The 14,930-nt window shown below is 40.4% G+C and carries 13 protein-coding genes; 9 read left to right on the top strand and 4 right to left on the bottom strand.

The window, feature by feature from the left end:
* Positions 1-59 precede the first annotated feature (59 nt).
* The 4 genes from priA (at position 60) to OQ289_RS18845 (ending at position 5,666) form a co-directional block, all read left to right on the top strand.
* A complete protein-coding gene (priA, locus tag OQ289_RS18860) occupies positions 60-2,537 on the top strand; it encodes a replication restart helicase PriA (RefSeq protein WP_270088323.1) in 2,478 nt (825 codons plus the stop codon).
* A gap of 79 nt (positions 2,538-2,616) precedes the next feature.
* Positions 2,617-3,273 (top strand): protein-L-isoaspartate(D-aspartate) O-methyltransferase, encoded by a 657-nt coding sequence (locus OQ289_RS18855; RefSeq protein ID WP_033566389.1) that lies wholly within the window; start codon positions 2,617-2,619, stop codon positions 3,271-3,273.
* Positions 3,274-3,305: 32 nt separating this feature from the next.
* A complete protein-coding gene (locus tag OQ289_RS18850) occupies positions 3,306-5,129 on the top strand; it encodes a MutS-related protein (RefSeq protein ID WP_270088322.1) in 1,824 nt (607 codons plus the stop codon).
* Positions 5,130-5,258: 129 nt separating this feature from the next.
* Positions 5,259-5,666 carry an acyl-CoA thioesterase gene (locus OQ289_RS18845; protein ID WP_270088321.1) on the top strand — a complete coding sequence of 136 codons (408 nt, stop codon included), beginning with the start codon at positions 5,259-5,261 and terminating at the stop codon, positions 5,664-5,666.
* 114 nt (positions 5,667-5,780) lie between these two features.
* Here OQ289_RS18845 and OQ289_RS18840 read toward each other — a convergent pair whose 3' ends face one another.
* The 3 genes from OQ289_RS18840 to OQ289_RS18830 all read right to left on the bottom strand — a co-directional run bounded on the left by OQ289_RS18840 (position 5,781) and on the right by OQ289_RS18830 (position 8,884).
* Positions 5,781-6,155 (bottom strand): DUF779 domain-containing protein, encoded by a 375-nt coding sequence (locus OQ289_RS18840; protein ID WP_270088320.1) that lies wholly within the window; start codon positions 6,153-6,155, stop codon positions 5,781-5,783.
* Between the two features lie 65 nt (positions 6,156-6,220).
* Complete coding sequence (adhP, locus tag OQ289_RS18835) at positions 6,221-7,258, bottom strand: alcohol dehydrogenase AdhP (RefSeq protein ID WP_270088319.1); 1,038 nt, start codon at positions 7,256-7,258, stop codon at positions 6,221-6,223.
* Positions 7,259-7,381: 123 nt separating this feature from the next.
* The gene (locus OQ289_RS18830; protein ID WP_270088318.1) at positions 7,382-8,884 is read right to left on the bottom strand and encodes an aldehyde dehydrogenase family protein; all 1,503 of its coding nucleotides are present in this window, start codon (positions 8,882-8,884) and stop codon (positions 7,382-7,384) included.
* Positions 8,885-9,139: 255 nt separating this feature from the next.
* Here OQ289_RS18830 and OQ289_RS18825 point away from each other — a divergent pair, with 255 nt between their 5' ends.
* On the top strand, positions 9,140-10,045 hold the full coding sequence (locus tag OQ289_RS18825; RefSeq protein ID WP_270088317.1) for an AraC family transcriptional regulator: 906 nt from the start codon (positions 9,140-9,142) through the stop codon (positions 10,043-10,045).
* 6 nt (positions 10,046-10,051) lie between these two features.
* Here the strand turns inward: OQ289_RS18825 and smpB are convergent, their stop codons facing one another.
* On the bottom strand, positions 10,052-10,507 hold the full coding sequence (gene smpB / locus OQ289_RS18820; protein ID WP_033566383.1) for an SsrA-binding protein SmpB: 456 nt from the start codon (positions 10,505-10,507) through the stop codon (positions 10,052-10,054).
* Positions 10,508-10,885: 378 nt separating this feature from the next.
* Here smpB and spt point away from each other — a divergent pair, with 378 nt between their 5' ends.
* From spt to OQ289_RS18800, 4 genes are read left to right on the top strand one after another with little or no spacing between them, the layout of a single operon-like run.
* Complete coding sequence (spt, locus tag OQ289_RS18815; RefSeq protein WP_033566382.1) at positions 10,886-12,085, top strand: serine palmitoyltransferase; 1,200 nt, start codon at positions 10,886-10,888, stop codon at positions 12,083-12,085.
* 6 nt (positions 12,086-12,091) lie between these two features.
* Positions 12,092-13,213 carry a hypothetical protein gene (locus tag OQ289_RS18810; protein WP_270088316.1) on the top strand — a complete coding sequence of 374 codons (1,122 nt, stop codon included), beginning with the start codon at positions 12,092-12,094 and terminating at the stop codon, positions 13,211-13,213.
* Positions 13,210-14,205 (top strand): NAD-dependent epimerase/dehydratase family protein, encoded by a 996-nt coding sequence (locus OQ289_RS18805; protein ID WP_270088315.1) that lies wholly within the window; start codon positions 13,210-13,212, stop codon positions 14,203-14,205. The genes OQ289_RS18810 and OQ289_RS18805 overlap by 4 nt, the downstream gene beginning before the upstream one ends.
* A gap of 10 nt (positions 14,206-14,215) precedes the next feature.
* Complete coding sequence (locus OQ289_RS18800) at positions 14,216-14,920, top strand: CDP-alcohol phosphatidyltransferase family protein (RefSeq protein ID WP_270088314.1); 705 nt, start codon at positions 14,216-14,218, stop codon at positions 14,918-14,920.
* Positions 14,921-14,930: the final 10 nt, after the last annotated feature.

Raw genomic sequence — 14,930 nt, 5'->3', positions numbered from 1 at the left:
TGTTCGTGCATTACTACCTTGCATATAGCCCCAAGTTTATCTAAGTTTGCAACATGTCGATGGATTTTTCTTTATTTTCAACTGGTCGAAAAACTTGTTTTGTAGATGTCATTTTACCGCTGTCTATTTCCAAAACATATACGTATCGTATTCCCTCAGAGTGGAGCGACAAGGTCGGCATAGGGATGCGTGTCATCGTTCAGTTTGGAAGAAATAAGATCTATTCAGCTATCGTTAAAAATATTACCGACCAAGCTCCTGAAAAGTATGAGGCAAAATATGTGCTTGATATCTTAGATGAGCATCCTATCGTAGACCAATCTCAGTTGAAATTATGGGAATGGATGTCCGATTATTATATGTGCACATTGGGGGAGGTGATGCAAGCGGCATTGCCTGCGGCGCTGAAGCTGGCTAGCGAAACAAAGATTATCGCCGCGGATTCGGATCGAGTGGATAAAAGTGAGCTATCGGATAAGGAATACATGATCATTGAAGCACTTGAAATTGCGGGTGAACTTAGTGTGAGTGATATTGTCAAATTATTGGGCCAAAAAACTGTGTTTCCGATTCTCAAACAGTTATTTGACAGGGGATTTTTGCAGATATCCGAAGAGATATCTGAACGCTATAAACCTAAGCGAAAGAATTTTCTAGTCTTGAATACGGAATATGGAGATGAGCGAGGGAAGCGTGAATTACTTGATTCATTGAACCGTGCGCCTAAGCAACAGGATGCGGTACTGGCTTACTTACAGTTGTCCAAAGCAGCGGTGGAAGTAACCCGTCAGGCAATTATGGAAGCGGTTGGCTGTGGGGCAGGTAGCATCACCGCGTTGATTGACAAGGGGGTATTTTTGGTAAAGGAGAAAATCGTGAGTCGGTTTGAGGGCGAAGATATAGAATTGACAGCGGAATTCAGCTTTAATACTGATCAACAAGCTGCTTTTGAGCAGATAAACGGATTGTTCGGGACGAAGGATGTGGTGTTACTACATGGTGTGACTGCATCGGGGAAAACGCAGCTTTATATCCGGATGATTGAACAGGCAATAGCTGAGGGTAAGGGAGCACTCTACCTCTTGCCTGAGATTGCATTGACAACTCAAATCACAGAACGGTTGAAATTATATTTTGGAGACCAATTGGGGGTGTATCATTCCAAATTCAATGATAATGAAAGAGCGGAAGTGTGGCACAAGGTTTTAAAAAATGAATACAAAGTAGTAATTGGTGCGCGGTCTTCACTCTTCTTGCCTTTTCATAAATTGGGGATTGTGATTGTGGACGAAGAGCATGAAAGCTCTTATAAGCAGTACGATCCTGCGCCTCGTTATCATGCTCGTGACACAGCAATTTATTTAGGGTATTTGCATCAAGCTAAAGTATTACTCGGGTCGGCGACACCCTCTATCGAAAGCTATTATAATGCAAAAGCAGGAAAATATGGTTTCGTAGCATTGTTAAAACGATATGGTACTGCTCAGCTCCCAGAAATAGAGGTTGTTAATATTTCGGAGGAAAAGCGAAAGGGAAATATGCATACCTATTTTAGTACGGTATTGCTAAGAGAAATCCAACTGACAATAGACAGAAAGGAACAGGTTATATTATTCCAAAATAGGAGGGGGCATACCCCAATTATCCAATGTAATACATGTGGATATGTGACGAAATGTGTAAATTGTGATGTGAGTTTAACGTATCATAAGTCCACAAATAGGATGCACTGTCACTATTGTGGACATCACGAGGGACCTACACAAGTATGTCCTGCATGTGGTACTACGCATATGGAAAGTCGGGGATTCGGGACGGAGCGTATCGAGGAAGAGCTGGAACTTCTAATGCCGGAGGCTCGGATTGGTCGTCTTGACCTAGATTCGACCAAAGGAAAGCATGGTTTTGAAAAAATCATAACGGCATTTGATGAACATGAATATGATATTCTAATCGGGACCCAGATGATTGCTAAGGGTCTGGATTTTGGAAAGGTAAGTCTTATCGGTATCATTAATGCAGATACTATTATTAATTTTCCGGACTTTAGAGCTTATGAGCGAGCTTTTTCGTTGTTTTCGCAGGTAGCTGGACGGGCGGGGAGAAGAGATGTGGTAGGTAAAGTTATTATCCAAACATATACACCTAGACATCGGGTCATAGAGCAGGTGGTGGCGCATGACTACGCTGAGATGTTTATTCAGGAAGCTACCGAGCGGAAAAATTATCAATATCCTCCGTTTTATAGATTGATTAAAATTGATGTGAAACACCCTGACATCCAGAAGTGCTTTGATTCGGCCAAAGATTTGGCTTCTGGTCTGAGGACGTCATTGGGGGCGCGTGTTTTGGGGCCCGAACCTCCATTGGTGAGTCGAGTAAGGACCTACTTTATTCAGACCATTACGCTGAAAATAGAAAGAAATAGTGTGAGTATCGCGAAAGTAAAAGAGCTGATTAGTCAAGCCCTTCTAGTATTTGAGCTTGATAAATCTCATAGTGGTGTACGGATACAGATTGATGTTGATCCTTATTGATTTGGATATCCCTTTGACAGCAAACATTTTGCATTTTAATCCTTCAGATGTGCGTTTTTAACGGTAATTTTGGATGGTAATGGCATATAAATTCGTAGATAACTATAGAGAAAAGGGGGCAAGAAAGCAGCTTGTCAAACATTTGGAAAAACGTGGAATTGAGGATAAGTACGTGTTGAAAGCAATTGGAAAAGTTCCGCGACATTTTTTCTTTGATGAAACCTTTTGGAATCAGGCGTATCGAGATATTGCTTTTCCCATAGGCGATGGACAGACCATTTCGCAACCTTATACTGTAGCTTATCAATCTGAATTGCTCCACGTGAAAAAAGGGGATAAGGTTCTGGAAATAGGTACGGGATCGGGATACCAAACCTGTATTCTCATGGAACTAGGAGCGGAGGTGTTTACAATCGAGCGGCAGGAGGCACTTTATAATCGGACGATCCAAGTGTTGCCGTATATGGGTTATAAGCCAAATTTTTTTCTAGGAGATGGTTCAAAAGGCATTACTGAACATGCACCTTATGATAAGATTATCGTGACGGCTGGTGCTCCTTTCGTTCCCGAGATTATGTTAAAGCAATTGAAGATAGGTGGCGTTTTCGTGATTCCAGTAGGTGATGAGCAGGCACAGAAGATGGTGACTATTCTTCGTGTGGGAGAGAACGATTTTGAACGAATAGAATTAGATACTTTTAGATTTGTTCCTTTAGTGGGAGATCAAGCTTGGTAAGTACCAAGCTTTTTTTATAACTTGACGACCATATGAATACAACGATTTTTTCAAAATATGAGGAGGCTATTGCGCAAACTCAAATTGAAATAGAAACACTTACTAAAAGAATCAATAAAAATAGTTTAGCACGACTTGCCGTTATTCTGGGCGGAGGAGGTTTGTTATTCTGGAGTTTTCAACAGAAACAGGTTTGGATTGTTTTTGTATTGTTCATGACGATAATCCTTCTTTTTGCTTATTTGATAAGACGTCAAAGTCGATTGGAAAGGGAAAGAGAAGATTTAACGGCTTTCTTACGGGTCAATAAGAATGAGATACTGCTTCGTGATCGACGTGAAACCTGCTATGTTGAAGGTGAAGATTTTGAAGACAATAGGCATCCTTATCTTTCGGATTTGGATGTATTTGGTCGATTTTCATTATTTACTTTGGTCAATCGTGCTGCAACAAAAGAAGGGGTGAAAGTGCTGGCAAATTGGTTCCGTTCTGCAGTGGATAAAGCTACAATCATGGACAGACAGGCTGCTGTGCAGGAGCTGGAACCAAAATTGGAATGGAGCCAACAGTTACAAAGCCGGTTGCTGTTTAATCTGGATCAGAAAATGGAGGTGAAGCCGTTTTTGAAGAAATATTTTCAGGGGGACGACCTGTCTTTTGGAAATGCATTTATGCGGATATATACGCAGATTATTCCGTTTGTACTGCTTGCCGGAATCGGACTGTCGTTCTTGGGTGTGAAGTCGTTGGGTTATGTCACTATATTGGCTTTGATTAATGTATTGTGGACATTAGCAATGTCAGGACGGGTGTCGGTTTTTTCGAGCAAAATTGATAAGGTAGGTGGAATCTTAAATGCTTATGCTGGTGGCATTCAGTTGATTGAAAATCAAGTGTGGGAGAGTCCTTTGAATCAACAGTTGCAGCAACGTATACAGGTAGATAATCATAAGGGAAAGCTATCGGATGCTTTTAAAGCTTTGGGGAGTTTGATCAACAAATTGGATGCGCGGAATAACGTTATTGTTGGCTTAGTGTTGAATATGGTTTTGCTATGGGATTTTCGGCAGGTGATGGCTATCGTTAAATGGAAGTCCAATTATGAGGAAAATATATTGGAAGCATTTGATGTGGTGGCAGAGATGGAAGCATTAGTCAGTCTAGCAACATTGAAACGTAATCATCCTACTTGGGTATTTCCAATGTTAAAGGGGCATACTGATGAGAAGATTAGGGCAATAGATATCAATCATCCGCTGATATCCGCAAGACAGGCCGTGGAGAATGATTATGATGCAGGTGACCATCGAATCGCTTTGGTGACAGGGTCTAATATGGCTGGTAAGAGTACATTTTTGAGGACAATAGGAATCAATGCGGTGTTGGCCTATGCAGGAGCTCCAGTATGTGCTTCTGTTTTTGAAATACCAATTTATAAGTTGATTACGTATATGCGAATTAAAGACAATCTGAACGAAAGTACTTCTACATTCAAGGCCGAGCTGGATAGGATGAAGTATATCTTAGAAACTGTTCGGGAGGATAAGGATAGCTTTTTCCTAATTGATGAGATGTTGAGGGGGACTAATTCCGTGGACAAATATTTGGGGTCGCGTGCGATTATTAAAAAATTGATTGCAATGGATGGAAAAGGGATGGTGGCTACCCATGATTTGCAGCTTTCTACGTTGGAAGGCGAGTATCCGGGGATTATGAAAAACTATCACTTCGATATTCAGGTGCGCGATGGCGAAATGTTATTTGACTATAAATTGAAAGAGGGGGAATGCAAAGTATTCAATGCCTCTATGTTACTTAAAGGGATTGGTGTAGATATTGAAAAAAACGCGAGTTAATGGAGATGCAGAAATGTCCACAGGGGTGTCTCAAAAGCTGCAGTCAGCATTGTCTATAAAATGAAGTATGTTGGTTTTTGTGGATAGCTTTATCTGTTGACACCAAGTCCTAATATCAATATTAGAAATATGACTTTAGAAGAAAGAATTAATTTGGCGGAAACACGGGTATGTACGACGGTATTCCCATTTTTGACCAATCACCATGATACATTGTTTGGGGGTAAAGCTATGGCAATAATGGATGAAGTCTCCTTTATGGCGGCGACTAGATTTTGTCATAAGCGCCTTGTGACAGTATCTACTGATCGAATAGACTTTGCTAAGGCAATACCTTCAGGTAGCATCATAGAGGCCGTCGCTAGAGTGGATAGTATAGGGAGGACTAGTTTGAAAGTGAGAGTGGAGATATACCTCGAGCATATGTATGAAGAGGGGCGAGAGTTAGCAATAAATGGATTGTTTACTTTTGTAGCGCTGGATGAAAATAAGAATCCCATCCCTGTATTGGAGGGACTTAGTCTTGACGAGGCTTAATTTTTGAGATAGCAGCGCTTCTACCTTAAAAATATAACGCAGTAGCAGCCAAAAAGAGTAACGAAATCATTAGATGAATTTTAAACAGGTTCTTAGTGCGAGAGAACTATTTTCTTAATTAGCCCTGATTATGGGCGAGAGATTTTTCAATTCGTTTTCATTGAAAAGTCTGTAATGTATGGTGAAGGTTTTTCCTAGTGGTGTTTCCAAGGAAAATCCTCCAGGTCCGAAACCATCAAGTACGTCTAAGGTAAAGTGTGAGTATTGCCAATACTCAAATAGGTCTCGGTCTACCCAAAATTCATACCCTTCGACTAGTCCAATCATGGCATCATTCATCCTAGGGAAGAAACCTCCCTTCTCAAAACACTGTGGCTGTGTGCCTTCACAGCACCCACCTGCTTGATAAAACATAAGTGGACCGTGTTTTTCTTTAAGGTCTTCTACTACTTGTCGCGCCGCGTCTGTGATTGCTAATCTTGAAGTCATTTTGTTTTTTTAGTAGTGATGTAGTCTTCAATCGAAATGAATTGAAGACTACTTTACAGCGAGCATTAATTGGGGCTGTTGGCAATATCTAGTACAATTCTGCCGTCAATCTGTCCTTTTCTCATTTTGTCAAAGACATCATTGATGTCCTCTAGTTTTGCAGCGGATACGGTTGCTTTAACTAGTCCCTCATTGGCAAATTCTAATGCTTCTTGCATGTCTTTTCTGGTTCCGACAATAGATCCCCTTACTGTTATTCGCTTTAATACGGTTTCAAAAATTGGCAGTTCGAAGGATCCCGGAGGGAGCCCATTGAGTGCAATGGTACCTTTTCTACGTAATACATCAATTCCTTGTTTGAAGGCAATTGGAGATACGGCGGTAATAAGGGCGCCGTGCATACCGCCTACTTCTTTGTGTAGATACTGACCTGGATCTGTATTTTTAGCATTCACGATGAGATCTGCACCAAGTTTTTTTGCTAATTCTAATTTCTCATCCGCTACGTCAATAGCTGCTACGTGCATGCCCATGGCTTTAGCATATTGAACGGCTACATGACCTAGTCCTCCGATTCCGGAGATAGCTACCCATTCTCCAGGTTTAGTTTCTGTTTCTTTCAAACCTTTGTATACGGTTACGCCAGCGCAAAGAATTGGAGCAATTTCTAAAAAATTAACATTTGATTTGAGGTGGCCTACATAGCGAGAATCTGCTATTACATATTCAGCAAAGCTACCATCCACACTATATCCTCCATTGTTTTGAGATTCACACAACGTCTCCCATCCAGTAATACAGTACTCACAGCAGCTACATGCGCTGTATAACCATGGTACGCCGACGGCATCTCCCTCCTTAGCTTGGGCATCAGGACCACAGGCTACAACGATACCTACGCCTTCATGTCCGGGAATAAGAGGCATCTTGGGTTTGGCTGGCCAATCGCCGTCAACGGCATGTAAATCAGTATGACAGACCCCGCAAGCGATTACTTTCACCAAAACTTCATACCGTCCCGGCTCACGAACGGGCACTTCCCTAATTTCTAATGGCTGTCCATAAGCTTGGACAACAGCAGCTTTCATTGTTTTTGGAATCATAGTATTTCTTTTTGGGGTTTTAAACTAATATACTGGCAAAATTGTGGCTTGGAGTAATTACTTTTAGTGCACTGAAATATGAGTGACCGAACCTCAATACTAAATTAGATTCGGTCATTTGTTTTAGAAGAATCCGAGCTTTTCTTTACTGTAGGAAATCAACATGTTTTTGGTCTGTCTATAGTGGCCGAGCATCATTTTATGGTTTTCTCTGCCGATACCTGACTGCTTGTAACCACCAAATGGAGCTCCTGCAGGATAGTTGTGATATTGGTTGACCCAAACTCTGCCTGCTTGGATCGCTCTAGGAATTTGGTAAAGCTGATGTGCATCTCTGGTCCATACGCCTGCACCAAGTCCATACATGGTGTCATTTGCGATTGCAATAGCCTCAGCTTCATCTTTGAAGGTGGTGACTGCGAGTACTGGGCCAAATATTTCTTCTTGAAAGATGCGCATTTTGTTGTGTCCTTTGAATAAGGTTGGTTTAATGTAATATCCATTTTCCAAACCGTCGCCCAAATTGTTGATGTCACCACCAGTGAGAATTTCGGCGCCTTCTTCCTTTCCGAGTTTAATGTAAGACACAATTTTATCCTTTTGGATTTGGGAAGCTTGCGCTCCCATCATCACTGTACTATCTAGTGGATTCCCAACTTTTATCTTGTTGACACGGTCTATGACTTTCTCAATGAATCGGTCATAGATGTCTTGTTGAATAAGTAGACGCGAGGGGCAGGTACAGATCTCTCCTTGATTGAATGCGAAAAGGACTGCGCCTTCTATTGCTTTGTCTAAAAATGCGTCGTCTTCGTCCATGACGGAGCTGAAGAAGATGTTAGGGGACTTTCCTCCTAATTCTAATGTGACGGGAATTATGTTTTCGGTGGCGTACTGCATTACGAGACGGCCAGTGGCTGTAGAGCCTGTAAATGCCGCTTTGGCTACTTTTGGATTGGTGACGAGTGCTCTGCCAAGTTCTGATCCAAATCCATTAACAATATTGATGACGCCTGGAGGGAGTAAATCACCGATCAGATCCATCAATACTAGAATGGATATAGGTGTGCTTTCTGCTGGTTTCAGAACGACACAGTTGCCGGCAGCTAAAGCAGGAGCAAGTTTCCAAACAGCCATTAGAATGGGGAAGTTCCAAGGTATGATTTGTGCAACGACGCCAATTGGCTCGTGGACAATTAAGGATACGGTGCTGCTATCCAACTCTGTCAATGATCCTTCTTCTGCGCGAATGACGCTGGCAAAGTATCTAAAGTGATCGATTGCTAATGGAATGTCTGCATTTAACGTCTCGCGTACTGCTTTGCCATTGTCTATCGTTTCGACAGTAGCTATGAATTCAAGATTTTGCTCAATACGGTCTGCAATTTTATTTAAGATAATGCTTCGTTCAGTAGCTGAGGTCTTGCCCCATATTTTAAAGGCTTCAGCAGCAGCATCGACGGCAATATTTAAATCTTCTTTCGTGGAATGCGCGGCCTTGGTGAAAACGAGACCATCTATTGGAGAGACAACATCAAAATATTTTCCTTGGATGGGGGCTGTAAATTTTCCGTTTATGTAGTTGTCGTAGCGTTCATTGAACGTTGGTCTATTGAATGTACTCATATGAATATGATTTTTAAATGAAAAATATATCTGGTTATTTTCAAATATATATAGAATACCATGAGAGACTTAGCACTATCCTATCATAGTGTAGCACAATAATATCATCGTCAGATTTATAGTTTTATTCTGAGGAAGGGCATTAAATAGATGGTAATGTAAATCGATCATCATATTCTAAGACTTGAACCAGAATATTTGATTTTTTACGTTTTGATTAGTAAATTGGGTAGAACTAGTTATAATTATCTTGTGATGATGAAACATCTTTTGAATCAATTACCATTTACGGATAGGCGAGAACTTACTTCTCTTGTAGAGCACCGAAGGGCTTATAGTCTTCAAGATTTTGAACTTAACGTATATGAGACTTATCAGGAGAGTAAACTTGTTCCTCTGCATTTTAGTGATTTAGTGGTGATTAATATGTTGAAAGGGAAGAAGGTGATGCACATGGGAAGTAGTCCTCGATTTGACTATTTACCTGGAGAGACGGTAATTGTTCCACCTTTGGTATCGATGCATATTGATTTCCCGGAAGCTTCGGAGGAGGATCCAACACAATGTACGGCGCTCGCAATTAGTCATCAAAAGATTCAAGCAATCCTAGGGTATCTCAATGAATACTTTCCGCGTACATTTGCTGAGGGGGGATGGAAATTCCAATTGGAGCATTACCATTTTTTGAATGATGCAGAGTTGGCAAAGTTGACTGATAAGCTTTTTGCGATATCGATAAGTGGTGAAAAGCATAAGGATATATTGGCCGATTTAACTCTTAAGGAGCTGCTCATCCGAATTATGCAGACGCAAAGCCTTATTAGTATAGAGAGCTGCACTACAAAGTCTGGTTCAAGACTGCATGCAGTGACATCCTATATCCAAGAACACATTCATGAACATATCACAATAGAGTCTTTAAGCCAAAAGGCACATATGAGTAAGCCGAGCCTCTTTCGGTCGTTTAAAGAGGAGCTGGGTATTAGTCCTATGGAGTATGTAATTCGGGCACGCATCAATAATGCAAAAAGAGTACTTCAGTATACTCGAAATATCAAAGAGGCTTGTTATGCAAGCGGCTTTAATAACATGAACTATTTTGTCCGCATGTTTCGCAGGCAAGAGGGAATGACGCCTGGTGCATATTTGATGATGTCCTAGCTCCATTTACTTCTTCATAGCTCTGTCCAATTCGCGTTTGGAGTCTCTTTCTTTGAGGGTTTCACGTTTGTCGAAATCCTTCTTTCCTTGCGCCAATGCAATTTCAACTTTTGCGAACCCTCTGTCACTGATAAATATACGAAGGGGTACAATCGTGAAGCCCTTTTCATCGCCTTTGATTTTGAGTTTTTTCAACTCTTTATTTGTTAGCAGTAACTGTCGATCTCGCTTTGACTCATGGTTGTAGAATGAGCCGTGGGAGTATTCAGCAATATGCATGTTGCGGATGTATAAGCCTTTGTCAAAAAAGGCGCAGAAGCTATCGTTGATATTAGCCTTTCCCTCGCGTATTGATTTAATCTCGGTACCTAATAATTGTATTCCCGCCACGTATTTATCTAATAGGTGATATTCGAACGAAGCTCTTTTGTTTTTGATATTTATATTTGCCGCTAATGCCATTTTATTTCGTATATTGCTTTTACAAAGGTAATCAATTATGGCCTAACCGTTTCGAGACCTGCATAGATTATTTGTGAATCAACTGTTAAATTAGAATTAAATTTATGATATTTACATGTCAAAAATTGTGTAGACAATAAAGGAATGTCGGATTTTGTTTCGTATGTTTGCACGAGTTTTTTAGTTTACAAAAGAAGCTTAGTTCTTTTTAATTTACTGATAATGTTTGTGTTGTGAGGTTTAAGAGTGCAGTTTTGCCTGTTGTTTTTTGGCTTAGGAACACATATTTTATTGAACATTTGTCCAAAATGGTAAATAATTAAGAGTGATATTTAGAATTTTATTTATTTTACTAAAATAGAAAAGCCATTTATTCGCATGAGCAAGGGAAAGTTAAGCGAGAGAATTTCGCATTTTAATATTGTCGAAGAGCTGAAGTCGAAGGGTCTGTATGCTTATTTTAGACCGATTCAATCTAAGCAAGATACAGAGGTGTTGATTGATGGCAAAAGGGTGCTAATGTTTGGCTCCAATTCATATTTGGGGTTGACAGTTGATCCTCGTATCATAGAGTCTGCCCAAAACGCTCTTTCAAAATATGGCACAGGATGCGCGGGGTCTCGTTTCTTAAATGGGACATTGGATATTCATGTTGAATTGGAACACAAATTGTCTCAGCTAGTGGGTAAAGAGGCGTCTATTTTGTTCAGTACGGGGTTTCAGTCTAATCTAGGGCCGATTTCATGTTTGACAGGCCGAAATGATTATATTTTATTGGATGAAAGAGATCATGCATCTATTATTGATGGTAGTCGATTGTCTTTCTCTAAAGTAATCAAGTATGCCCACAATGATATGAATGATTTGCGGTCTAAACTATCCCGTCTTCCGGAGGATAGTGCGAAAATGATCGTTACTGACGGTATATTCAGTATGGAAGGGGATATCGTTAACTTACCGGAGATGGTTAAGATTGCGGATGAATTTGATGCAATATTAATGGTCGATGATGCACATAGCTTGGGCGTTATTGGTGAGAATGGTGCTGGTACAGCTTCTCATTTTGGATTGACTGACAAAGTTGATTTGATTATGGGGACTTTTAGTAAATCTCTTGCTTCGCTCGGTGGTTTTGTGGCAGGTGATGCAGACGTAATCGATTATTTAAAACATAATGCTCGCTCTGTAATGTTTAGTGCTAGTATGACTCCTGCTTCGGTAGCCTCTACTTTAAAAGCATTGGAAATCATGGTCAGCGAACCTGAGCATATGGAAAATCTTTGGAAGAATACAAACTACGCAAAAAGATTACTTTTAGAAAGTGGATTTGATTTAGGAGAAACAGAAAGTCCTATTCTCCCTATCTTTATCCGTAATAACGAAAAGACGTTCTGGGTGACAAAAATGCTCCAAGATGATGGCGTATTCGTAAACCCTGTTGTATCTCCAGCAGTTCCTTCCGAGGAATCTTTAATCAGATTCTCATTAATGGCTTCTCACACGTTCGAACAAATCGATGAGGCTGTCGAGAAAATGGTGAAGGTATTTAAGCTAGCTGAAATTGAATCTCTAATCTAATCTCCTATGATTCAGATTATACCCGTTGAAACAAAGAAACAAAGACGGATCTTTATAGATTTTCCGCATGATTTACATGCGGAAGATCCTCAATATGTCCCTGAACTCTTCTTGGGACAAGCCGATTTACTCACTCCAGGAAAGCATCCTTTTTATAAGCATTCTCAGATACAGCCTTTTTTGGCTTATCGCGACGGGGAGCTTGTGGGGCGCATAGCTGCGGTTTGGAATGTTCGTAATAATGAGTATAATAAGGTTAATGAAGGGGCTTTTGGGTTTTTTGATAGTATAAATGATCAAGAGGTGGCCAATAGGCTATTTGACACGGTTATTGAATGGGTCAAAGATAAGGGCGGGGATCAACTTGTCGGACCACTGAATCCTTCAACAAATGACGTATGTGGGCTGCTGATTGACGGCTTCGATATGCCCCCCATGGCAATGATGCCTTATAATCCTTCTTATTATATCGATTTGATCGAGAACGCCGGAATGTCAAAAAGGGTCGATCTTCGAGCATATTATGTTAGTACAGCCGAGGCTGATCAGCGGTCTGTATTGCTTTTGGGACGTTTGGAAGAACGATTGAAGAGGTCGGGCATTATTCTACGGCAGATTAATCTGAAAGATTTTAAGAATGAGGCTCATAAAATAAGGAAGGTATATAACAAAGCTTGGGATAAGAATCTTGGTTTTGTGCCAATGACCGATGATGAGTTTGATTATGTGGCAAAAGATTTGAAAATGATTGTAGATCCTAGATTTGCACTTGTTGCAGAAAAAGGTGATGAAATTGTGGGATTTGCGGTTGGGATACCTAATATCAATGAAATTCAGATTAAAATTAAAAGAGGCAGGTTGTTGCCGACTGGTATTTTTAAATTGCTCTTTGGAAAAGGTAAATTGAAGACACTTAGGGTCCTGATGCTTGGAGTGATAGATGATTATCGAAAGCTTGGAATTGAAGCATGTTTGTATGGCCGTATTATTCACAATGCTGGGCCTGCAGGTATTGAAGGTGCCGAATGCTCGTGGATGTTGGAGCACAACTACATGATGAATCATGCTATCGAACAGATTAATGGTAAATTATATAAACGTTATCGTTTTTACGAGAAGACGATATGAAAGAGAGAGTCCTAATAACTGGGGCTAGTGGATTTGTAGGGTTTCATCTTGTGGAGGCTGCCAAATCTGCTGGCTTGGAAGTCCATGCTGCAGTGCGTAAGTCTAGTTCTATTTCTCAGATAGAACACGCAGTGGATAAATTTGTGTATTTGGACTACGAAGACCATGAAGGATTGATTTCTGTGCTAGAGGAAAATCAGTACCAGTATGTCATCCACGCCGCTGCCATGACAAGAGCAAAAGAGGAAAAGGATTTGATTCGGGTTAATCGAGACTACACGCTAAAATTCTTTTCTGCAATTTTCGATGCGGATATACCTTTAAAACGAGTGACATTTGTCAGCAGCTTAGCGGCGGTTGGACCTATCGCAATACAAGATGGATTGATTTCTGAACGTACAGCCTATCGACCCGTGACCGCATATGGACGCAGTAAGCGGGAGATAGAATTGGTGTTGAAAGATCGGTTTGCGGACAAGCCGATTACGATAATTAGACCTACTGCTGTATATGGTCCGCGAGAGAAGGATATATTCATACTTTTTAAAACATTGAATAGTGGGGTAGATGCTTATATTGGACGTAAACCCCAACAATTGAGTTTTATCTATGTGGATGATTTGGCGAAAGTGATTTTGCATTCCTGCCTGGTCACGCATGCACAGTTTAAGGTGTATAATATTTCGGATGGAAATATCTACAGCCGATATGAAATGGCTGATATTTTTAAGAAGACGTTGAATAAACGTGCCATTAGGGTTCATATACCATTTTTTGTAATCAAAAAAATTGCTCATTTATTTGAATGGGCCTATAAACGTTCTCCAAATATTCCAGTCTTATATCCTGAACGACTAAATGAATTGACTGCCGCAAATTGGGGATGTGATGTTTCTGCCGCTAGAAGGGAATTAGGGTTTGATCCTAAATTTGACTTAGTAACTGGTTTGACAGAGACCTTGATGTGGTATAAAGAGAATAGGTGGCTATAAAGATGACATTATGAGTGAATTCAAGATTAATAAGAAATTATTTCAAGACCGCAAACGAACAAACATACTAAGTAGTCCGGAACAAAAACTAATTACATATTTGGTGCCGAAAGTCCCGTCATGGATATCCTCGGATATGTTGACTGGGATTGGGACGTTTGGCTCTGCTTTGGTATTGGTCGCATTTATTTTAGCGAGATTCGTGAGTGTTGAATACCTACTTATTGGTGTTTTGGGGTTTGTGATAAATTGGTTTGGGGATTCCTTGGACGGTAGATTAGCCTTTTATAGAAATAAGTCCCGAAGATGGTATGGATTCTCCTTGGATATTATTATGGATTGGATCAGTACAGTATTGATTGGCTTTGGTTATATTATATATGCAAAAGGTATTTTTGAAGTAATTGGATATGTATTGGTTGCTTGTTATGGTTGGAGTATGATTATTTCTCAGTTGCGCTACAAGGTGACTGACAAGTATACAATCGACGCGGGAATAGTAGGGCCTACCGAGATACGAGTGATTATAAGTCTTGTCCTGGTGCTGGAGGTCGTTTTTCCCGGGGTAATCAATTACTTGGTTGCTGCTATTTGTGCTATTTTATTTTTCATCAATATTAAGGATACAGGCCTTCTTTTAAAAATGGGGGACGAAAGGGACGAAGAGGAGAAGGCTGCAAAACGAGAGCAGGAATTGAGGAAGAGAGTTGATTAGTGTTGGACCT

The organism is Sphingobacterium sp. SYP-B4668 (genome assembly GCF_027627455.1).
In the GTDB taxonomy this organism is placed as follows: domain Bacteria; phylum Bacteroidota; class Bacteroidia; order Sphingobacteriales; family Sphingobacteriaceae; genus Sphingobacterium.
This window is presented reverse-complemented; position numbering and strand designations above follow the sequence as displayed.